This is a genomic window from Polaromonas sp. YR568 (assembly GCF_943369675.1).
Classification (GTDB): Bacteria; Pseudomonadota; Gammaproteobacteria; order Burkholderiales; family Burkholderiaceae_C; genus Polaromonas.
This window is the reverse complement of the sequence record NZ_CALROB020000006.1, coordinates 144,960-165,592: the sequence shown is the minus strand read 5'-3', so window position 1 is coordinate 165,592 and position 20,633 is coordinate 144,960. Positions and strand designations below refer to the sequence as shown.

Below are 20,633 nucleotides of genomic sequence, written 5' to 3'. Positions count from 1 at the left end.
CCCCGCCGCCCGCACCGCAGCCGACGGTCACCGCACCGCCACCCCCTCCTCCTCCACCGCCCGCACGCTTCGAGCGCGTGACGCTGGCGGCCACCGAGCTGTTCGCCTTTGACAGCGCCGAACTGGCAAGCCCGCAACCCAAGCTGGACCAGATTGCGCAAACCCTGATGAGCGGCAACTTCAACGGCAACATCACCGTGTCCGGCTACACCGACCGCATCGGCTCGGACGCCTACAACCTCAAGCTGTCGCAGCGCCGCGCCGACGCGGTGAAGAACTACCTGAGCAGCAAGGGTGTCAACGCCGGCCGCCTGACCGCCGTCGGCAAGGGCGAAAGCAACCCGGTCGTGACCTGCAACGACCGCAGGCTCTCGGACCTGATCGCCTGCCTGGCGCCCAACCGCCGCGTGGAAGTCGAGGAAATCGTCATCGAGCGCCGCGTCAACTAAGGCTCGCGCCTTCCTTCGCAAAAGCCGGCGCCTGCCGGCTTTTGTTTTTTCTGCGAACGCTTATTTCGCGCCCAGGCCCATGGCCCGTGAAATCACCTCCTTCATGATTTCGTTCGTGCCGCCGTAAATGCGCTGCACGCGCGCGTCGGCATAGGCTCGGGTGATGGGGTATTCCCACATATAGCCGTAGCCGCCAAAGAGCTGCACGCATTCGTCCATCACCTTGCACTGCAGGTCGCTGCACCAGTACTTGGCCATGCTGGCGGTCGCGGTGTCCAGCTTGTCCTGCGCCACCAGTTCCACGCACTTGTCGACGAAGACGCGCGCCACCTGCACCTCGGTCTGCAGCTCGGCCAGGGTGTAGCGCGTGTTCTGGTAGTTCGCCACGGGCTGGCCGAAGACCTTGCGCTCCTTCACATAGGCCAGCGTCCAGTCGATGGCCGCCTGGGCGGACGACACCGCCGTGATGGCGATCTGCAGCCGCTCCCAGGGCAGTTGTTCCATCAGGCAGATAAAACCGCGGTTCTCATGCGCCTCGCCGCCCAGCAGGTTTTCCGCCGGCACTTTCACGTCGGTGAAAAACAGCTCAGAGGTGTCCTGCGCCTTCATGCCCAGCTTCTTGAGGCGCTTGCCGGTTTCAAAGCCCGGCATGCCGCGCTCGACCAGCATCAGGCTGGTGCCCTTGGCGCCCGCCGCCGGGTTGGTCTTGGCCACCACGACCACCAGGTCGGCATGCCAGCCGTTGGTGATGAAGGTCTTGCTACCGTTGAGCAGGTAGCTGCCGTCGGCCTGCTTGATCGCCGTGGTCTTCACGCCCTGAAGGTCCGAGCCGGCGGCCGGCTCGCTCATGGCGATGGCGCCCACCATCTCGCCGCTGGCCAATTTGGGCAGGTACTTCTGCTTTTGTGCCTCGGTGCCGTAGTGCAGGATATAGGGAGCGACGATCTCGCTGTGCAGCCCGTAGCCGATGCCGGTGAAACCGCCGCGCCCGAGTTCCTCCATCTGGATCACCGAGTACAGCTTGTCGGCGCCCGCGCCGCCGTATTCCTCGGGCATGGTCATGCACAGGAAGCCGTTCTCGCCGGCCTTGTTCCAGACCTTGCGGTCCACATAGCCCTGCTCCTCCCACTGCTCGTGGAAGGGCGCGATTTCTTTTTCCATGAAGCGGCGGAAGGCGTCGCGGAAGGCTTCGTGGTCGGAAGTGAAGAGGCTGCGTTCGATCATGGTGTCACCTGTGGAAAGGCTGGAGGAATGCCGGGGAAAGGCCGGAGGAAGCCGCGGGAAGTATTTATACAAAGCGGCTGCTTTGTGAAATGAATATACTTCAACAGCCTCCCTTCCCGTCTCCCGATCTTCCCTGCCCTCCCGAGGAAAAGCCATGAGCACTGAAGCCTTTATCTACGACGCCATCCGCACACCGCGCGGCAAGGGCAAAAAAGACGGCAGCCTGCACGAGGTCAAGCCCGTCAACCTGCTGGCCGGTGTGCTGGCCGACCTGCAAAAGCGCAACGGCTTCGACACCGCCGCCGTCGACGACGTGGTGATGGGCGTGGTCTCGCCGGTGGGCGACCAGGGCGCCGTCATCGCCAAGGTGGCCGCACTGAAAGCCGGCTGGGACTTCCGCGCCTCGGGCGTGCAAATCAACCGCTTTTGCGCCTCGGGCCTGGAGGCCGTCAACATGGCGGCGCAGAAAGTACGCTCCGGCTGGGAAGACCTGGTGGTGGCCGGCGGCGTCGAAAGCATGAGCCGCGTGCCGATTGGCGCCGACGGCGGCGCCTGGGCGCAGGACCCCGAAACCAACAGCGCCACGCTGTTCGTGCCCCAGGGCATAGGTGCCGACCTGATCGCCACGCTCGAAGGCTTCAGCCGCGCCGACGTCGATGCCTTCGCGCTCGAAAGCCAGCAGCGCGCCGCCAAAGCCCGCGCCGCCGGCTACTTCGCCGATTCCATCGTGCCGGTGAAAGACTTCCTGGGCCAGACCATCCTGGGTGAAGACGAATTCATCAAGCCGAACACCACACTCGAAGGCCTGGGCGCACTCAAGCCCGCCTTCGAGCAACTGGGCGCCATGGGCTTTGACGCCGTGGCACTGCAGCGCTACCCGCAGGTCGAACGCATCCTGCACGTGCACCATGCCGGCAATTCCTCCGGCATCGTCGACGGCGCGGCCGCCGTGCTGGTGGGCTCGGAAGCCGCCGGCAAAACCCACGGCCTCAAGCCGCGCGCCCGCATCGTCGCCGCGGCGCTCAGCGGCGCCGATCCCACCATCATGCTGACCGGCCCCATGCCCGCCACGCGCAAAGCCCTGGCCAAGGCCGGCATGACGGTGGACCAGATTGACCTGTTCGAAGTCAACGAAGCCTTTGCCGCCGTGGTGATGCGCTTCATGAAAGAGATGAAAGTGCCGCACGACAAGGTCAACGTGAACGGCGGCGCCATCGCCATGGGCCACCCGCTGGGCGCCACGGGCGCAATGATCCTCGGCACGCTGGTCGACGAGTTGCACAGGCGCAAGTTGCGCTACGGCCTGGCCACGCTGTGCGTGGGCGGCGGCATGGGCATTGCAACGATAGTCGAAAGAATCTGAACGCCATGAAGACCATCAAATACCACGTCGACAACGGCATCGCCACCATCACGTTTGACGAGCCGGACTCGCCCGTCAACACCATGTGCCTGCAGTGGCAGGACGACCTCAGCGAAGTCACCGCGCAAGTACTCAAGGACAAGGAGAGCCTCAAGGGCATAGTCCTGGCCTCCGCCAAATCCACCTTCTTTGCCGGCGCCGACCTGAAGGCCGTGATGCGCCTCACGCCCGCCGATGCACCCAAGGCCTATGCCGAGGTCGAACGCGTCAAGAAAAACTTCCGCACGCTCGAAACCCTGGGCATCCCGGTTGCCAGTTGCCTCAACGGCACGGCGCTGGGCGGCGGCTGGGAGGTCGCGCTGGTCGGCCACTACCGGGTGGCGGTGGACGACAGCAAGACCCAGTTCGGCCTGCCCGAGGTCACCCTGGGCCTGCTCCCCGGCGCCAGCGGCGTGACCAAGATGACGCGCCACCTGGGCCTGATGGGCGCGCAGCCCTACCTGGTCGAAGGCAAGACCTTCAACCCGCGCCAGGCGCTGGCGCTGGGCCTGGTGCATGAACTGGTCGCCGACGCGGGCGCGCTGCGCGCCAAGGCCCTGGCCTGGCTGGCCGCCAACCCCAAGGCCCAACACTCCCGGGAAGCCAAAGACTACAAAATCCCCGGCGGCACACCGGCCAACCCCAAGATCGCCGCGGCCCTCAGCGTCGCGCCCGCCATGCTCAAGAAGCAGACACGCGGCCTTTACCCCGCGCCAGAGGCCATCCTGGCCTGCATGGTCGAAGGCACGCAGGTGGACCTGGAAACCGCCTTGCGCATCGAGAGCCGCTACCTCGCGAAGCTCATGACCGGCACCAATGCCAAAGCCATGGTCAACACCTTCTTCTTCAACATGAACGCCATCAAGAGCGGCCAGTCGCGCCCGCCGCGTGTGCCGAAGTTCAGGCCCAACAAGGTTGGCATCCTGGGCGCCGGCATGATGGGCGCGGGCATCGCCTACGCGCAGGCCGCCAAAGGCATCAGCACCGTACTCAAGGATGTGAGCCAGGAGAAGGCGGAAGCCGGCAAGGCTTACAGCGCCAAGATCACCGGACCGCGCGTCGAGAAAGGCCGCATGACGGCCGCCGAACAAAGCGCCCTGCTCGCGCGCATCACCGCCACCGGCCAGGCGGCCGACCTCGCGGGCTGCGAGCTCATCATCGAAGCCGTGTTTGAACGCCGCGACCTCAAGGCCAAGGTCACGCAGGAGGCCGAGCCGCTGCTGGCGCCCGGCGGCTTCTTTGCCTCCAACACCTCCACCCTGCCCATCTCCAGCCTGGCCACGGCCAGCGACAGGCCGGCAAAATTCATAGGCATTCACTTCTTCAGCCCGGTCGACAAGATGAAGCTGGTCGAGATCATCCGCGGCAAGGAGACCGACGACGAAACCGTGGCCCGCGCCTTCGACTACGTGCAGGCCCTGGGCAAGATCCCCATCGTGGTCAACGATTCGCGCGGCTTTTACACCAGCCGCACCTTCGGCACCTTTGTGATGGAAGGCGCGGCCATGCTGGGCGAAGGCATCTCCGCCGCCGCCATCGAGAACGCCGGCATCCAGGCCGGCATGCCCGTGGGCCCGCTGGCCGTGCTCGATGAAACCGCGCTCTCGCTCAGCGTGCATGTGCTGGACCAGACCCGCACCGACTTCACGGCCGAAGGCAAGACCTACACCGCCACACCGGGCGAGCTGCTGGTCGAGCGCATGGTGAAAGAATTGAATCGCCCCGGCCGCGCGGCCGGCGGTGGTTTTTACGATTACCCCGCCGAGCCGGGCGCGAAGAAACAGTTGTGGCCCGAACTCAAGCCCTTGTTCGAGAAACCCGGCGCCGCCTGGGACATCGAGGAGCTCAAGGACCGCCTGCTCTACCGCCAGGCCGTGGAAACGGCGCGTTGCCTCAGTGAAGGCGTGCTGACCACGGTGCACGACGCCAACATAGGCTCCATCTTCGGCATAGGATTTCCGGCCTGGACCGGTGGCGCGATGCAGTTCATCTATGGCATGGGAGTGGACGCTTTTGCCGCGCGCTGCGAAGAACTGGCCGCCAGGTTCGGTGCCGGCTTTGCACTGACAGCCGAGGTCAAGGACACGATCCGCAAGCACCAGCCGGTTTATTGAAGCGCCACTTCACTTTGGCCCATCTACGGCCAAGAGGCGATTGTTTGCAGGCATGCCGCGCGTCCGTCCTGCCTGGCAAGGATGGACACGTCTTTCGACTATCCTGTCACAGCGCCCGCTGAAACAAGACGGGCGCTCACACAAGCACCAGACCGCTGTGGGATTCCAGCGGTGAACAGGAACTTTATGCCCACTGAACAAATAAGCATCCGGACCCTTGACGGCAATTGCCCCGCCTGCGTCATGACGCCGGGCGGCACCGGGCCATGGCCCGCGGTCATCTTCTACGGAGACGCCGGCGGAATCCGGCCGGCGATGCTGGAGATGGCAGCGAGACTTGCGGACGCCGGTTATGTCGTGTTGTTGCCCGACCTCTTCTACCGCTATGGGCCGTACGGACCGCTCGTACCCAGGGAAGTGTTCAAGGGTGACGTGGGCGCCATTCTGGGCCCCCTCATGGCGACCACGGGAACCGCCAAGGCATCCGAGGACACCGCCGCCTTCCTGGCCTATCTCGACACGCGCAAAGACATCGCGGGCAGCAAGACAGGCGCGACAGGTTTTTGCATGGGTGGGGGCCTGGCTATCGCCGCGGCGGCAAACTACCCCAGGCGTTTCGCGGCTGTCGCCAGCTTCCACGGCGGCAACCTCGCAACCGACGCGCCAGACAGCCCGCACCTGCTCGTGCCCGGCGTGGCCGCGGAGCTTTATATCGCGAGCGCCGACAAGGACGACAGCTACCCCGCGCCCATGGCCGCGCGCCTGGAAGATGCGTTGACAAAATCAGGCGTGCGCTACCGCGCCGAGCTTTACGCCGGCGCCCTCCATGGCTGGATGGTGCCGGACTTCCCCGTCTATGACCCCGATGCAGCCGATCGCGGCTGGGCAGCGATGCAGGCCTTGTTTGATCGGACTCTGCGCGCGTAAGCAGCCGCCTCGTCGAAGACCGAACAGTCTGCGCCAATTCCGAGGCAATAGACGGTGTTCCGCGCTCCGGGTTCGATGCCGGAATTCGAACTCTCAAGAACCTTGACTTCAAGAGCTTGCACCCTGGCAGAAATCGCTTCTCGCCCCGATGACGCAACGAGTTCACGCGCCCCCAAAAACCACGGCAACATAGCCGAAGCGGTATGGAGGAATGATGGCTTTTCCCATTCTGTCCACTTTAAGCTCGGGCGGGGGAACATGCAATGGCGGTTGGCGCAGCGAATATAAAGCCGACGGCAGCAATGATATGTACGGGTTTCATGATGCTCCTCAATAGTTTTCGCTCTTCATCGAGATGCCGAAGCGGAACGCTCGTAACTAGCATCCAAACTTTCTCCGCCAGCGCCCACCGTGCCAGCGGCCTTAGCGTCAGCACCTTTCTCCTCCCTAGTTCTTAACTCCAACGCCGAGATGCTTTCTTCTTTCAATGCGTAGGATCGGCTAACGAAGACGACTATGGCCGCGAGAAGAAATGCACTTACGAACAAGCCAACGTTGTTCCACTGAATAGTTTCAGGCGTCTCAACAATACGATCTGTTGCGGCGGATATAAGAGGCTCCGCCTTACTGAGCACATACCCTGATGCAAATGCGGCAATTGTTTTTCCAAGATACTCAAGGCGCGTCGAGTCTGCCTTGTCAAATGGGGAGAAGAACATGCCGATTGCCCACCCAAGCAAGCTACCGATCAGGCACATCAATACGTTCTGTGCAATTGCTATGGAATTTTCACCCCCGAAGACCCAACACAACCGCAACAGCGTGCCACCAAAGAGCACAGCAAATATGCTGCAGAACACTTGGGATCCCCAGTGCGTACCAAAGTTAGTTCTCAGAAAATTTATCTGGCTAGACATCGTTCTCTCCTTGTGCGGTCCAACGTTTGAGCTACGCCGCCACCGATGGTGTTGCGCGCTGGACAGCAAGCGAAAAATGGCCCGAAATCCCTGCGCTTGATGGCCGGTTCGACACGCCGTTGGACCTCGGCTTGAGCGAGTGGTTAGGCATCGCTCTTTTTCCCTGTTGAGGTAGAGAAGCGATTCAGGATGTCAGGTACAAAGCGCTCAGAGAACCCGGCTATGAAACCCCAAACAATTGCCTTTGCATAGTCAGATGGTTTGTCTGGCTTCCAGTGATCCAGGAAGTCCATGAAGTTAGCGCACCTCTCAATCTCGCAAACGAATAGAGGGGTTAGTTCGCTTTGAAACATCCGCGATGAGAAAACGAGGTACATAACTATGGCTGCGATAGCGCCTACTAGCGGCGGAATACTTGAGTACGCAATTACATAGATGTTTGCGCCCTTAAGGAAGCTCTGATACTCCTTGCTCGGGAAAATATTCTCAAATGAATATATGCGACGCAGTGCGCTTACAAACGCGCCAAGAGTACCAGCTATTACTACCACCGGTGCAATTTTCACTTCTCCCACACCCGGCCCGGAGCTCCCAGCTGTTATCAGAATGAATGCGGTAGCAGCAACGAGAATGAAGGTGGCAGCGAAGAGCCAGAATACGAGTTGTTTGTGCACGGAGAAATCGGCAGGGTCTGCAGCCGATTTAGGTTCGCCTTGTGTGAGTTCTTCAGGCATATGGTTCCTTCGTGCACGCGGAGGTTATCGCAAGGCCGGCGATATAACATCGCGTCTGCGGCGTAATCTAGAAACAATTCTAGGCAGACAGCCTGCCAGCCGCCTCCTCCATATGGAGGATCACAGACCAGGCAGCCGATTCCATCGTGTTTGACCTACGTGCGGGCGAGCATCCTCCAATTGGGGGAGAACGTACAGTGGACGGGCCACTCTCTATGAAGCCGGCGGCGAGACGCAACGCGCAAAGGGCTCCGACACTCACACTCCACGCCGTTGACGCAACAAAAAGTTTCGCATAGAGTGCAAAAAAAATGAATGCGGCAGGAATGCACTGCGGCAACTGCGCGAAGCCGGATAACAAAAGGGAGGACAAAATGCATTACGCATCAAGTTTGCGCTGCGAACCGGGCAAACGATTCAAAACAAACTGCTTCCAGAGACTGGCCTGGACTTGCCTGGTTGCATTTCATTTATCGCTTCTTGCGGGATGCTCCCCTGAAGATGCGCAAGCCGCAAAGGCAGCTGCCGCAGCGCTCAAAGCACGGGTTGACAACGCCATCAACATGTACGCCGAGCTGATGGCTCAAGCAAGAGTCGAGAAGCCCATGCCGGAGGAAGAAATCATCAGCGGCGTTGTCGCGCAAGCCATGAAGGATGCGAAGGATCCCGGCTGGAAGCCGGACCTGAAAAACCTCCGCAGCTCTCTGGCGGACACCGATCCTCGCGCGGACATCAAGAAAAACCTGAAGGCGCAAACAGCGGATGTCGCGCGTGAGCTGGGACGTCTTGAATCCACCGCCGCGGACTATGAAGCTGCCTGGCCGCTGGGGTCCGAACAATTCGTTTGCCTTAAAGAGAATATCTTCAACCTGACGAAGAATCTCCGGAGTGTTGCGACCTCTTTTAATGCCGATGGTGGCGCCCGATACACCGAATTTTCCATCGGCTCGCGAGAAGCAAGAGATCGCTACGTGACAGCCTTACGGGCCGCCGACGGAGCCGCCGCGGCCGCTTCATTGCAATCCATCCGGCAAGTTTTCCGGTCGGAAGCGAAAGCCAATGAAGACGTACAAGCCGCCTTCATACAAGCGGCCCAATCGTCCGCGGATCTCTACAACGCCATTGAGTCCATAGAAACCGTCAGCTTCTCGGATGTACTCAAGATCGTGCAACGCTACGCGCCCGGGCTTTCCCGCATTGATGATTCTCTGGATGGGGCGGAGATTGCGAAGAAAGCGGGCGTTGTTCTCGGAAAAATTAAAAACGATGAATGGCTCACCAGGTTTTCCGAGCAATCTCTTCCTCGCGCCGGAATCAAGTGCAAGACCCCCGCATAAGGAGCGACCCATGGCCACTGAAGTGCAGGACAACGATGACAAATTGCGAATATCCGTTCAGGCAACGCTGGAAGCCTTGCTGGATCTTTATTGGGACGCAAAAACTGCGCAACCAAGCCGGCGATTTGACGAAATTTTTGATTTGAGACGGGCCTATGAAAAAGCGGTGGTCGAGTACGCCGCGCTGGAAGGACGCCTGTTGAAGGACGCCATCCTCACAAGCGACATTGATCTGGGCAGGTTTCAGCAAGTGGAGGCCGATATGAAGGCCGCCATAAAAACCAAGGAAATCCTGGCCATCGCGGCTGATTTCGTCAAAGCCATGATCCGCCTGGTTTAAGGGAAGCCCGCCGGTCGTCGAACTCAGGCACTTTTCACCATCCGCGTAGAAATACCGCGCCCCTTGGCCCTATGCCCGGCAGTCCGGGGCCACGGCACAGACGTGACTTAGTGTGCATTCCGCCGAACTTCCTTGGCCCTCCAGGCAATCGCATTGCGAAGGTGTGAAAAATGCCACGGCGCGCCGGCGCCTGACCTGTCAGGATTGCCCAACTGCAAGGAGATCCATGCCCGCGATTCCGAATTCAACTTCGCCCCTGGCAGGCGACCCCACCCCGCCGCAAACCGGGCATGCCGACAGCGCGGCGCGTGAGCAGCGCTACAAAACCCTGGTGGACAAAATAGCCGCGCACCGGCAAGGCACCGGCCCTGCGCCAACGGCTGCGGAACTCGAGCAATGCGAGGAAGACGCGGCATTCACCCAGGCCATGGGCCGGCTGCTGGCGGGCACCTCATTGCCCGGCTGATGCCGCAATAAGGGAATAAGGCCAGGGGCCGGGGCCGCGCGGTCAGCCGCCCGGCGAGCCAACCGAGAAACAAAAACGGCCCCAAGGGGCCGTTTTTTTATGCCACTTCCGTCCAGACCACTTTTCCGTTTTTCTTCTCCAGGCGCATATGGGCGATGCCATTTCCCACGGTGCCGAAAACCCGGTCGGTCTTGAGGGACTCCTGCCCGGCGGAGGGTGCTGCCTGCAGCGTCCTGTCCTGTGGCGAGGCAATGGGCGTCCATTCAGCCAGCACGGTGAGAAGCGAGTGGCTTGAATACTCACCGTCCGCGCCCCCAGTCCAGTCGCGGGTGCCGCCCTTCTCGACGTCTCCGTAGTCCGTTTTGAGTTGTCCGAAGCCTTCGTAGATCGTGATCCATACGGGCACGTCCAGCAAATTTTCCGTCCGGACAAGGGGTTTGGACCAGTACACACCAGAAGTGCCGCCGAGCAAGACCCGTTCGGTGGGGTCCGACGAGCCCAGCCGCGTCGTGGTATCGGTATCAAATGTTGATTCCGTCGTGGGCCACTGCCCCCGGATTTGGTAGAAAGAACCATAGGCGTAAGTTCCGCTGTTCCAGTCGCGGAATGTTCCCGCATCGACATTGCCCCAGTCTTCCTTGAATACGCGGCCCACCGTGTAGATGGTGACCCACATGGGCTGGTTGGTGTGGTTGTACGTCCTGAATCCCGCCATTGAATTTCCTTGGAGGTTAAATGGTGAAAGCTTCATGGAGGCGCCATGAAGCGCATTGCAACAGCCCTCTTTCAACGCGCACCTGTTTGTTGTTGCGCGCGTTGGCATGAACTGTGCGGGGATGGTAGTGACGCGCGGCCGGCCTGTCTGTCGCACAAAAGGGGTACGTGGATGGCAGTAATGCGGGGGCGTTCTCCTCCAAATAGAGGACTCCTCCAGGCAAAAAACTCCTGACAATTTCAATGCTGGCCTGGGCGGTGCCCGGCATCGTCCTACGCGCGGAATGCATGAAAAGAGATAGCGAGACCGTAGCGGCTCTGCAAACATTCACAGCATCAAGGAGTCACATGCTCGCCGTCCTGAAAGTAACATTGACCCATACCGGCAATTTCATCCTGAAGGAAGCCGGGCAGGGCCTGCGGTTTCACGACACCATAGGCCCCCGTCGCCAGGGCCTATGAGTTTGCAAGCTTGTGGCGTTTCGTGTTGCCAAACTGAGCCATGACGGCTACCGGGTGAAATACATTGATGAATGCCAAGAATCCACTTTGCACCGGTGCGGCCCAGCACGCGGACAACGATGCGCGCGAGCAGCGCCGCCAGGCACTGATGGCCAGGATGGACGCCTGCCAGCGCGGCGCGGGGCCGGCGCCGACGACCGCCGAGTTTGAACAATGGAAAGAAGACGTCGCGTTCAGCCTTGCGATGGGGCGCTTGCTGTCGGGCGCTTCCGGCAACTAGCATTCCTTGCGCCGGAACTCAGCCGATTTCCAGTATCCACCTGGAAACAAAGTTCGCGACGAAGTAGCCGGCGACAGCGGCCGCAACACATAGCGCAACCAGCAAGCCGTTCTCCATCAGGCGCTTGTCAGCTTTGGATTTTTCTTCTGGCACCCTGGGCAAATGGCGCGTGTGTTTTTCTGAAGGAGGCATGCGCTTGACGATAGCCTTCACGGGGCGGAATCCGAGCCCACAATGTCACCTTTCGATGTAGGAACCGGCTGACAGGGTGCAGCCTCGCCCAGCCCCATGCTTTAGAGTTCGTAGCCGAGCGACCTCAGGGCGTTCCGAACATCGACCGGAGAGCGCACATGCACGGCCTGCAGGCCCGCCTCGGATGCGCCCTGGACATTTTCGGGAAGATCATCAAAAAAGACGATCGCTTCCGCGGCAAGGCCGAGTTCTTGCCCGATGTGGTCGAACGCCGCGCGTTCAGGTTTTCGCAGACCCATTTCATGGGACGCGAAGATACGGCCAAACGACTGCACGACAGCGGGAAACATGCGGGACCATGCCGTGGCGTGCGCGGCGTTTGTATTGGTGAACGCATAACACGGGATCGTGGATCGCACGGCGCGAACCATGGCGGTCGTTTCGGAAATTTCGCGCACGAATATCGAATTCCACCCGCGCTCGATGTGGGCGTGGTCATTCTTCATCCGGAGCATCAAGGCCAGATGCTCGTAGTACTCCGATGCGGCTATCTCACCTCGCTCATGACGTTGATACTGCAGATCGAACTTGAATGCTTCCGCGATTTCTTCGAGCGACAACGCGGAGCCTGACTGCCAGACACTGAAGGCGCGGCGAAAATCGATGTCAATCACGACCCCACCCAGGTCAAAGAGCAAGGCTCGAGGCTTCGGCGGCTTGCCATTCACAGGCTTATCGTGCATTTTTTGTGTTCCAGAAACCGTCAGCGGTGATCATGACTGGCAAGGTGCGTACGGGACACTGCATTCGCGCCTCATTGCTCGGCAATGACCGCGATGGACACTTTCAGGCCTGGCATCCGAACGGGCAACTTCGCGCCCTGCCGCGCGGGCGGGTCCACCGGAAACCATTTGAGCCACTCTTCATTCATGCCGGCGAAGTCGGCTTCTTCGAGGATGATGACGGTGGCACTTACGACTTTGTCCAGGGAAGAGCCCGCGGCCTTGAGGATGGCCGACACGTTGTGCAGGCACTGCCGGGTCTGCTCCTGGATGGTCTCGCCCACGATCTTTCCGGTCATCGGGTCATGCGGCCCGGTGCCCGACACGAACACCAGGCCGGCGGCGCGTACCGCCTGGCTGTAAGTGGGCGGCGAAGCCGGGGCGTCGGGAGTTCGGATGATGTCTCTTGCCATGGGTTTTCCGTTGCTGCGAGATGATGGGGAGATCAAAGCGGGCACAAGCCCGCAGGTAATTCTGGGCAGACGATCTGACGGTTGCCTCCTCAGTATGGATGAGCCAATGCCAACAGCCGCTCATTTACCGGCAACCCGCATCTGCCGCAGCCAGGCCCCAGGCGCCAAACCCACACTCCCCTTGAAGCGCCGGCTGAAATGGCTCTGGTCGGCAAAACCGCAGGCGGCCGCCACCTCGGCCAGGCCCTGCCCGGCCAGCATGGCCGCCTGGGCGCGTTCCAGGCGCACGGCGTTGAGGTAGATGTGGGGCGGCACGCCGAACTGTTGCGCGAAGGCGCGGGTCAGGTGCACGCGTGAAAGGCCGGCTTCATGTGCCAGGGCGGCTACGGTGATGTCCTGACCGTAGTGGCTGCGCAGATAGTCGCGGATGCGGGCCATGCGGGCGGCGCCGGCCGCCCGGGTTTCATCGCCCGTGCCGCGCCGCTCGCCATAGCGCTGCAGCAGCCGCACCAGCACGGCGCGTGTGAGTTCCTCGGCGCGCAGCGACTCCTGCGCCTGGCCGGTTGCCGCTATGGCTTGTGCCAGCGCACGGCCCATGGCGGCGTCGCGCACCACGGGCTGGCGAAAGTAGGCGGCCATGTCGAGGCCGGCCTCCTTGTCGCGGCATTCGTCGACCACCTGCGGCGCCACATACAGCATGCTGTAGCCAAAGCCTTCCTGCGTGCCGCGCTGCCCGTCGTGCGGTTCGTCGGGGTTGAAGAGGATGACGTCGCCGCGCAGGCTGGCGTGCAGCGTGCCGCCGCAGTGAAAGGTCTGCACGCCGGAGGCGGTGACACCAATGGAGTAAGTCTCGTGGCTGTGGCGCTCAAACGCGTGTTCGGTGAAGTGGGCGTTCATCGAGGTCACGCCGGGCAAAGCGCCTGGGCGAAAGCGCGCCCAGTCCTGGGAGGTAGGGGCTTGGGCGTCGTGCATGAAACAATCGTACAAGACGCGCCGGCCGCGGACAAGCAGACTCTCTTGCATCGCAACACAAGAGGAATTTGCATGAAGACACAAGCCATAGACCTGCAGGCCAAGCTCTCCGGTTTTGAGGGCCACTGGCAACCGCGCACCGTGAGCGAGTTCAACGGCCATGACGTGATGGTGGTCAAGGTGCAGGGCGAGTACAGCTGGCATTCGCACCCGGAGAGCGACGACTTCTTCCTGGTGCTCAAGGGGGAACTGCACATCGACATCGAGGGCCAGCCCACCGTGGCGCTCAAGCCCGGCCAGCTGTATGTGGTGCCGCGCGGCGTTCGCCACCGGCCGCGCGCGGCGGAGGAAGCGCACCTTCTGCTGATTGAGCCGACGGGCGCGCCCAACAGCGGCGATGCCGCGACGGCGGCGCCGCGAAGGGTGATCTGAGCCCGAAACCCGACGGGAGCGGCGGGCAATTTTAATTACTTGACTTTGTCAATCAATTACCTGACGATAGCCGCCATGGCCAAGTCAAGCACCTCCACCCTCCCCGCCCCGTCGCCTTCCACCCCAGCCGCCACGGCGCATATCAAGGCGATCCGCGGTTTCAACCGTTTCTACACCCAGCGCATCGGCATCCTGGACCCTTACCTGGGCAGCGAATTTTCGCTGACGGAGGTGCGGGTGCTGTACGAGCTGGCGCACCGCGACCAGCCGACGGCCACCGAGCTGGGGCGCGACCTGTCGCTGGACGCGGGCTACCTGAGCCGCATCCTGCGGCGCTTTGAAAGCAAGGGCTGGCTGGCGCGTGTGCCTTCGCCGGCGGATGCGCGGCAGAGTTTATTGAAGCTGACGCAGGCGGGGCACGCGGTGTTCGCGCCGCTGCAGCAGCAGTCGCGCGACGAGGCGGCCGCCCTGCTGGCGGCGCTGGCGCCGGACGACCAGCACAAGGTGGTCAGCGCCATGACGACGGTGCAGCGCCTGCTGGCCGGGCCGGACCAGGCCGCGGCGACGCGCACGGTGGTGCTGCGCGACCCGCAACCGGGCGATATGGGCTGGGTGGTGCAGCAGCACGGCGAAATCTATGCGCGTGAATACGGCTGGAACGGCGAGTTCGAGGCGCTGGTGGCCGACATCGCAGGCAAGTACTTGAAGAACTACCGGCCGGACTGCGAGAAATGCTGGATCGCCGAACTTGACGGCGAGCGTGTGGGCGCTGTGTTTGTGGTGCGCAAGTCCGCCACGGTGGCGCAGCTACGCATGCTGATCCTCACGCAAGGCGCGCGCGGCCTGGGGCTGGGCGGGCGGCTGTCGGACGAATGCATCGCGTTCGCGCGGGGCAAGGGCTATCAAAAAATGGTGCTGTGGACCAACAGCTGCCTGACGGCGGCGCGCGCGATTTACGCCAAACGCGGCTTCACGCTGGTCAAGAGCGAGCCGTATCAGGGTTTTGGGCGGGAATTGGTTGGCGAGACCTGGGAGCTCAAACTGTAGGCTTGCGCGCCGGAAAGTTCCTGGGTTTTCCGCCTCAAGCCCTCGTGAATGGCGAATAGCGGGCTATCGTTTCAGTAGCAGATGAAGTGCCTCGGCTTCCCGCTCGCGGGCCAGGGCGTCCGGCGCGGGCGGCGATAATGGGCGCATGAGCCCCCTGCCCGCGGAAGAGCGTCCGCAACCCAAATCCCTCACTGACCTGTTCATTTCATTCACCCTGCTGGCCCTGCAGGGCTTCGGCGGCGTCCTTGCCATCGTGCAGCGCGAGCTGGTGGAGAAAAAACAATGGATGACGCGCGAGGAGTTCATCGAGGACTGGGCGGTGGCACAAATCATGCCGGGCCCCAACGTGGTGAACCTCTCGCTGATGGTGGGTGGGCGCTACTTCGGCCTCAAGGGCGCGATGGCGGCGCTGGCCGGCATGCTGACGGTACCGCTGGTGCTGGTGCTGGTGCTGGCGGTGCTGTATGCGCAGTTCGCCGGCCACCCCGGCGTGGCGGGCGCGCTGCGCGGCATGGGCGCGGTGGCGGCCGGGCTGATCGCGGCGACCGGCCTCAAGCTCTTCGGGGCGCTCCAGAAGAACGTGCTGGGCATCCGGCTGTGCATAGGCCTGGGCGTGCTGTGTTTTGCGGCGATCGCGCTGCTGCGCATTCCGCTGGCGTATGTGCTGCTGACCCTGGGCCTCACGGCGTGTGTGCTGGCCTACCGGAGGCTCAAGCCATGAACGAACAGCTGCAAACGCTGCACCTGGTGTTCGGCGCGCGGGACTGGTTCGACCTGTTCCTGCACTACCTCTCGCTGTCGCTGCTGTCGGTGGGCGGGGCCATCAGCACCGCGCCCGACATGCACCGCTTCCTGGTCGACAAGCAGCACTGGCTGACCGACGCGCAGTTCAACGCCTCCATCGCCATTGCGCAGTCGGCGCCGGGGCCCAACGTGCTGTTCATCGCGCTGCTGGGCTGGAACGTGGGCCTGAATGCCGGCGGCATGATGACCGGCTTGCTGGGCGTGTTCCTGGCGCTGCTCGGCATTTTGATCCCGAGCACCACGCTGACCTACACGGCCGCGCAATGGGGCCACCGCAACCGCGAGCTGCGCGCCGTGCGCGCCTTCAAGCAGGGCATGGGCCCCATCGTGGTGGCCTTGCTGATCGCCACCAGCTGGATCCTGGCCAGCGCCAACGGCAGTTCGCTGAAAGACTGGCCGGTGTGGCTGGTGACGGCCGCCTCGGCCATCATCGTCTGGCGCAGCAAGATCCATTTACTGTGGCTGCTGGGCGCGGGCGCGCTGCTGGGCTGGTACGGGCTGATCTAAGCGCCCGGGCGCCGCTGGCGCAAGGCTTCGTACAAACACACGCCGCTGGCCACGGACACGTTGAGGCTTTCCACCGCGCCGTGCATGGGGATGCTGACGAGTTCGTCGCAGGTCTTGCGCGTGAGTTGGCGCATGCCCTCGCCTTCGGCGCCCAGCACGAGAGCGACGGGACCCGTCAGGTCCACGTCGTAAATGGTTTTTTCGGCGTCGTCGCTGGTGCCTATGCACCAGATGTTGCGCTCCTTGAGCTCGCCCAGGGTGCGGGCCAGGTTGGTGACCATGAAGTAAGGCATGGTTTCGGCCGCGCCGCTGGCGACCTTGGCGACGGTGGCATTGATGCCGGCCGCGTGGTCCTTGGGCGCGATGACGGCATGCGCGCCGGCGCCGTCGGCCACGCGCAGGCAGGCGCCCAGGTTGTGCGGGTCGGTGACGCCGTCGAGCACCAGCAGCAGGGGCTGGGCGGTGCCGGCTTCTTCGAGCTGCTCGAGCAATTCGTCGAGCGACTTGACCTGGGCCAAAGGATCAACCCGGGCGACCACGCCCTGGTGGCCGTGGCTGCCGCACATCTTGGCCAGGCGCAGGCCGTCGGATTCGATCAGCCGTATGCCGGCTTCGCGGGCCCGGTCGGTGAACTGGCGCATGCGCGCGTCGCGGCGCGAAACGTCGAAAAACACCTCCAGAACGGACTTGGGCGCGGTTTTGATGCGGACGCCGACGGCATGAAAGCCAAAAAGGACTTTGGGGGTAGAGGACATGGTGGGGATTATCACTGCCAGGAGTCTGGGCGGCGGAAGGCATCGGCATTACTACCGGTGCGCGGGGTCCGACCGGCGGTCACAATGCCTGCAGGGTAAGACTAAAATAGTAACAATCTGTGGCCGGCCTGGGGCCCGGCAAATTCACAACAACGCGGCGGGGGCATTATGGGATTGAGGCTTAAATTTAACCTGGTGTTGATCGTGGTGTTCCTGGCCGGGTTCGGCGCCGCCGGGTTCATGTCGCGCCAGCTGCTGCAGGAAAACGCGCGCGAGGAAGTGCTGCGCAATGCCCGCCTCATGATGGACACCGCCCTTTCGGTGCGGGCCTACACGGTGGAGCAGATCAAGCCGCACCTGGACAAGCAACTGGAGGAAGTCTTCCTGCCGCAAACCGTGCCGGCTTACGCCGCCACCGAAACCCTGGGCAACATCCAGAAAAAGTACCGCGATTACGGCTACAAGGAAGCGACGCTGAACCCGACCAACCCGCGCGACCGCGCCACCGACTGGGAAGCCGACATCGTCCAGCAGTTCCGCCAGAACGCCGATTCGAAAGAGCTCATTTCGGAGCGCGCCGCCGCCACCGGCCGGCTGCTGTACATCGCCAAGCCCATCCAGATCACCAACGCGGCCTGCCTGCAGTGCCACAGCGTGCCGGCCAACGCCCCGGCCAGCATGATCAAGATTTACGGCGAAGCCAACGGCTTCGGCTGGAAACACAATGAAATCATAGGCGCGCAGGTGGTGACGGTGCCCATGGAAATTCCCATCCGCAACGCCGAGCGCACTTTCAAGACCTTCATGGCCTCGCTGGCCGCGGTGTTCGCGGTGGTCTTCGTCGTGCTCAACCTGATGCTGAGCTGGCTCATCGTGCGGCCCATACGCCGCATGTCGCAGGCGGCGGACAAGGTCAGCACCGGCGACTTCGAGGTGCCGGAGTTCGCCGACGGCGGCAAGGACGAGGTGGCCGTGCTGGGCAGCTCGTTCAACCGCATGCGCCGCAGCCTGGAAAAAGCCATGCAGATGATCGACCGCGGCGACTGAGACGCACCGGATTTCACGCCCCCTCGAAGACCGCGCACGCATGACCGACCCCGAAGACAAGACCCGGACCCAGCCCGTGCGCCCCGACGGCGCCGCGCCGGCTGTCGTCGGCGACGGCGACGCGGCGGCGTTGATGCCCGGGCAGACGGTCTTTGAGTACCGCATCGACAAAATGCTGGGCGGCGGCGGCTTCGGCATCACCTACCTGGCCCAGGACATCAACCTGCAGCTGCCGGTGGCCATCAAGGAATACTTCCCGGGCGACCTGGCGGTGCGCGCGACGGACCTGTCGGTGCACGTGCGCTCGGGCGCCAACGCGGCGCAGTTCCGGTGGGGCCTGGAGCGTTTTCTCGAAGAAGCCCGGGCGCTGGCCTCGTTTCGCCACCCCAACATCGTGCGGGTGCTGCGCTACTTCAAGGAAAACGGCACGGCCTACATCGTGATGGAGTACGAGTCGGGCGACCCGCTCAAGCGCTGGCTGGCCAGGCAACCCGCGCTGGACCAGCAGGGCCTGCTGAAGATCATCTACCCGCTGATGGACGGCCTCGAGGCCGTGCACAAGGTCAACTTCCTGCACCGCGACATCAAGCCGGACAACATCTACATCCGCGCCGACGGCACGCCGGTGCTGCTGGACTTCGGCGCGGCGCGCCGCGTCACCGGCAACCAGGACATGACCAACATCGTGAGCCCGGGTTTCGCGCCGTTCGAGCAGTACCACAGCAAGGGCCACCAGGGGCCGTGGACGGACGTCTATTCGCTGGGCGCGGTGATGTACTGGATGACGACGGGGCACAAGCCCATGGAGTCGGCCTCGCGCGTGCGCGAGGACAGCATGCCCAAGGCCGCCGACACCGCCAGCGCGGTGGTCTTCGGCGCGCCGCTGCTGCGCGCCATCGACTGGGCGATGACACCCAATGAAACCCAACGGCCGCAGGACGTGGCAGCGCTGCGCCAGGCGCTGCTGAGTTCGGACTTCGTGAAGACGCAGACCATACGCGCGGCCAGCGTGCTGGCGCCCTCGGCACTCGCCACCACGCTTGCGCCGCCGCCACCGCCTGCCCCGGCGGCCGAGCCCAAAACCATCACCGCGCCGCCTGACGACGCCCTGCTCGCCTACGCCGCCAATTCGCAGTCAATCCCGCTGAACAATGCCGAGAACCTGCGCAAGAACGTGCTGGGTACCATCATGTTCCTGGACCTGGTGTCCTATTCCACCTACTCCGTGGACCAGCAGGTGGTGGTCAAGTCGCTGTTCAACGAGCTGATCACCAAGGCCATAGGCGGTGTGAAGGAATCGTCGCGCATCATGATTGACACCGGCGACGGCGCGGCGATCTGCTTCCTGGGCGACCCGGAAGAAGCGCTGCAATCGGCCCTGCTGCTGCGCGACCTGCTGGTGCAGAAATACGGCCGCCGGATGTCGCTGCGCGTGGGCCTGCACCTGGGCCCCATCCGCATGGTGTTCGACATCAACAACCGGGTCAACGTGGTGGGCGACGGCATCAACGTGGCGCAGCGCATCATGGACTTCGCCCGGCCCAACCAGGTGGTGGTCTCGCGCGCCTACTACGACGTGATCTCACGCATCACCGACAGCGCCGCCGGCCTGTTCGACTACCTCGGCCCGCACATGGACAAGCACCTGCGCTCGCACGAGATCTATGCGGTGCTGGACCCGAACGCCGCGCCGGCGCCCGCGGCATCACGCCACCCGGAGTTCGAGCACACGGCCTCGTTCGCCGCGCTGGCCTCGCTGACGCCCGAGACGGTGCAGGAGATTGAAGCCGAGCTGGCCAAGCTGATCGGGCCGCTGGCACGGGTGCTGGTGAAGAAAGCAGTGCCGCGCACGGTGAGCGCCCAGGGCCTGCGCGACCTGCTGGCCGTCTCCATCCCGGACGCCACGGCACGTGAAACCTTTGTGAAGCCGCGCAACACCGGCGCCAGCGCGCCCGTGCATTCCGGGCCGCACAGCGCATCCAGCCCGCGCACCGGTGTCAACACCACGCCCAGCCGGCTGATTTCCATGCCGGTATCGCGCCCGCGCCAGGACATGAGCCGTCCCTCCAGCCTCTCGGGGCCGTCATCGACCTCGGCCTCCATGAACGTGCAGCATTTCAGCGCCGAATTGCAGGCGCAGCTGGAACGCCTGCTGAGCCTTTACATCGGCCCGCTCGCCAAAACCCTGGTGCGCAGGGAGTCAGCGCGCCAGGCTACCCTGAGCGCCCTGGCCCAGGCGCTGGCGCAACTGATCGACAAGCCCGGTGACCGGGCGAAATTCCTGTCAGCCGCGCAAAAGCTGGGACGCTAGCCTTC

23 protein-coding genes are annotated in these 20,633 nt (G+C 63.0%); 14 read left to right on the top strand and 9 right to left on the bottom strand.

Annotation, left to right across the window (positions count from 1 at the left end):
* The coding region (locus tag ACLV8F_RS05110) for an OmpA family protein (protein WP_411883163.1) at nt 1-449 on the top strand (449 nt) is incomplete at its 5' end.
* Nucleotides 450-509: 60 nt separating this feature from the next.
* Here ACLV8F_RS05110 and ACLV8F_RS05105 read toward each other — a convergent pair.
* A complete protein-coding gene (locus ACLV8F_RS05105; RefSeq protein WP_411883162.1) occupies nt 510-1,673 on the bottom strand; it encodes an acyl-CoA dehydrogenase family protein in 1,164 nt (387 codons plus the stop codon).
* A 154-nt stretch (nt 1,674-1,827) separates the two neighbouring features.
* Here ACLV8F_RS05105 and ACLV8F_RS05100 point away from each other — a divergent pair, with 154 nt between their 5' ends.
* The 3 genes from ACLV8F_RS05100 (at nt 1,828) to ACLV8F_RS05090 (ending at nt 6,116) form a co-directional block, all read left to right on the top strand.
* Complete coding sequence (locus ACLV8F_RS05100; RefSeq protein ID WP_411883161.1) at nt 1,828-3,036, top strand: acetyl-CoA C-acetyltransferase; 1,209 nt, start codon at nt 1,828-1,830, stop codon at nt 3,034-3,036.
* Nucleotides 3,037-3,041: 5 nt separating this feature from the next.
* Entirely contained in the window at nt 3,042-5,189 is a 2,148-nt protein-coding gene (locus ACLV8F_RS05095; protein ID WP_411883160.1) for a 3-hydroxyacyl-CoA dehydrogenase NAD-binding domain-containing protein, read from the top strand.
* Nucleotides 5,190-5,375: 186 nt separating this feature from the next.
* Entirely contained in the window at nt 5,376-6,116 is a 741-nt protein-coding gene (locus tag ACLV8F_RS05090) for a dienelactone hydrolase family protein (protein ID WP_411883159.1), read from the top strand.
* A 347-nt stretch (nt 6,117-6,463) separates the two neighbouring features.
* On the opposite strand, the gene ACLV8F_RS05085 is transcribed toward ACLV8F_RS05090, so the two are convergent.
* Together ACLV8F_RS05085 and ACLV8F_RS05080 are read right to left on the bottom strand one after the other, a co-directional pair.
* Nucleotides 6,464-7,033 carry a hypothetical protein gene (locus tag ACLV8F_RS05085; RefSeq protein WP_411883158.1) on the bottom strand — a complete coding sequence of 190 codons (570 nt, stop codon included), beginning with the start codon at nt 7,031-7,033 and terminating at the stop codon, nt 6,464-6,466.
* A gap of 143 nt (nt 7,034-7,176) precedes the next feature.
* On the bottom strand, nt 7,177-7,767 hold the full coding sequence (locus tag ACLV8F_RS05080; protein ID WP_411883157.1) for a hypothetical protein: 591 nt from the start codon (nt 7,765-7,767) through the stop codon (nt 7,177-7,179).
* A gap of 374 nt (nt 7,768-8,141) precedes the next feature.
* Between ACLV8F_RS05080 and ACLV8F_RS05075 the strand changes: the two genes are divergently transcribed.
* The 3 genes from ACLV8F_RS05075 (at nt 8,142) to ACLV8F_RS05065 (ending at nt 9,910) form a co-directional block, all read left to right on the top strand.
* Nucleotides 8,142-9,104, top strand: coding sequence for a hypothetical protein (locus ACLV8F_RS05075; RefSeq protein WP_411883156.1), 963 nt, complete (start codon nt 8,142-8,144; stop codon nt 9,102-9,104).
* 10 nt (nt 9,105-9,114) lie between these two features.
* A complete protein-coding gene (locus ACLV8F_RS05070; protein WP_411883155.1) occupies nt 9,115-9,444 on the top strand; it encodes a hypothetical protein in 330 nt (109 codons plus the stop codon).
* A gap of 226 nt (nt 9,445-9,670) precedes the next feature.
* Nucleotides 9,671-9,910: a hypothetical protein gene (locus ACLV8F_RS05065; protein ID WP_411883154.1), complete on the top strand. Its 240-nt coding sequence runs from the start codon at nt 9,671-9,673 to the stop codon at nt 9,908-9,910.
* Nucleotides 9,911-10,007: 97 nt separating this feature from the next.
* Here the strand turns inward: ACLV8F_RS05065 and ACLV8F_RS05060 are convergent, their stop codons facing one another.
* On the bottom strand, nt 10,008-10,586 hold the full coding sequence (locus tag ACLV8F_RS05060) for a hypothetical protein (RefSeq protein ID WP_411883153.1): 579 nt from the start codon (nt 10,584-10,586) through the stop codon (nt 10,008-10,010).
* 567 nt (nt 10,587-11,153) lie between these two features.
* On the opposite strand from ACLV8F_RS05060, the gene ACLV8F_RS05055 reads away from it, so the two are divergent.
* Nucleotides 11,154-11,366, top strand: a complete 213-nt coding sequence (locus ACLV8F_RS05055) for a hypothetical protein (protein ID WP_411883152.1) — start codon at nt 11,154-11,156, stop codon at nt 11,364-11,366.
* Between the two features lie 18 nt (nt 11,367-11,384).
* Here the strand turns inward: ACLV8F_RS05055 and ACLV8F_RS05050 are convergent, their stop codons facing one another.
* The 4 genes from ACLV8F_RS05050 to ACLV8F_RS05035 form a co-directional block, all read right to left on the bottom strand.
* Nucleotides 11,385-11,579 (bottom strand): hypothetical protein, encoded by a 195-nt coding sequence (locus ACLV8F_RS05050; RefSeq protein WP_411883151.1) that lies wholly within the window; start codon nt 11,577-11,579, stop codon nt 11,385-11,387.
* An 80-nt stretch (nt 11,580-11,659) separates the two neighbouring features.
* Nucleotides 11,660-12,301 carry an HAD family hydrolase gene (locus ACLV8F_RS05045; protein WP_411883150.1) on the bottom strand — a complete coding sequence of 214 codons (642 nt, stop codon included), beginning with the start codon at nt 12,299-12,301 and terminating at the stop codon, nt 11,660-11,662.
* A gap of 71 nt (nt 12,302-12,372) precedes the next feature.
* Complete coding sequence (locus ACLV8F_RS05040) at nt 12,373-12,753, bottom strand: RidA family protein (RefSeq protein WP_411883149.1); 381 nt, start codon at nt 12,751-12,753, stop codon at nt 12,373-12,375.
* Between the two features lie 120 nt (nt 12,754-12,873).
* A complete protein-coding gene (locus tag ACLV8F_RS05035) occupies nt 12,874-13,725 on the bottom strand; it encodes an AraC family ligand binding domain-containing protein (protein ID WP_411883148.1) in 852 nt (283 codons plus the stop codon).
* A 72-nt stretch (nt 13,726-13,797) separates the two neighbouring features.
* Between ACLV8F_RS05035 and ACLV8F_RS05030 the strand changes: the two genes are divergently transcribed.
* The 4 genes from ACLV8F_RS05030 to ACLV8F_RS05015 all read left to right on the top strand — a co-directional run bounded on the left by ACLV8F_RS05030 (nt 13,798) and on the right by ACLV8F_RS05015 (nt 16,515).
* A complete protein-coding gene (locus tag ACLV8F_RS05030; RefSeq protein ID WP_411883147.1) occupies nt 13,798-14,157 on the top strand; it encodes a cupin domain-containing protein in 360 nt (119 codons plus the stop codon).
* 75 nt (nt 14,158-14,232) lie between these two features.
* Complete coding sequence (locus ACLV8F_RS05025; protein WP_411883146.1) at nt 14,233-15,204, top strand: GNAT family N-acetyltransferase; 972 nt, start codon at nt 14,233-14,235, stop codon at nt 15,202-15,204.
* A gap of 145 nt (nt 15,205-15,349) precedes the next feature.
* Nucleotides 15,350-15,925: a chromate transporter gene (locus ACLV8F_RS05020; protein WP_411883145.1), complete on the top strand. Its 576-nt coding sequence runs from the start codon at nt 15,350-15,352 to the stop codon at nt 15,923-15,925.
* Complete coding sequence (locus tag ACLV8F_RS05015) at nt 15,922-16,515, top strand: chromate transporter (RefSeq protein ID WP_411883144.1); 594 nt, start codon at nt 15,922-15,924, stop codon at nt 16,513-16,515. The genes ACLV8F_RS05020 and ACLV8F_RS05015 overlap by 4 nt, the downstream gene beginning before the upstream one ends.
* Here ACLV8F_RS05015 and rlmB read toward each other — a convergent pair.
* Complete coding sequence (gene rlmB, locus ACLV8F_RS05010; protein ID WP_411883143.1) at nt 16,512-17,270, bottom strand: 23S rRNA (guanosine(2251)-2'-O)-methyltransferase RlmB; 759 nt, start codon at nt 17,268-17,270, stop codon at nt 16,512-16,514. The genes ACLV8F_RS05015 and rlmB overlap by 4 nt on opposite strands.
* A gap of 168 nt (nt 17,271-17,438) precedes the next feature.
* Between rlmB and ACLV8F_RS05005 the strand changes: the two genes are divergently transcribed.
* Nucleotides 17,439-18,317: a DUF3365 domain-containing protein gene (locus ACLV8F_RS05005; RefSeq protein ID WP_411883142.1), complete on the top strand. Its 879-nt coding sequence runs from the start codon at nt 17,439-17,441 to the stop codon at nt 18,315-18,317.
* A gap of 40 nt (nt 18,318-18,357) precedes the next feature.
* The gene (locus tag ACLV8F_RS05000; RefSeq protein WP_411883141.1) at nt 18,358-20,628 is read left to right on the top strand and encodes a protein kinase domain-containing protein; all 2,271 of its coding nucleotides are present in this window, start codon (nt 18,358-18,360) and stop codon (nt 20,626-20,628) included.
* Nucleotides 20,629-20,633 lie beyond the last annotated feature (5 nt).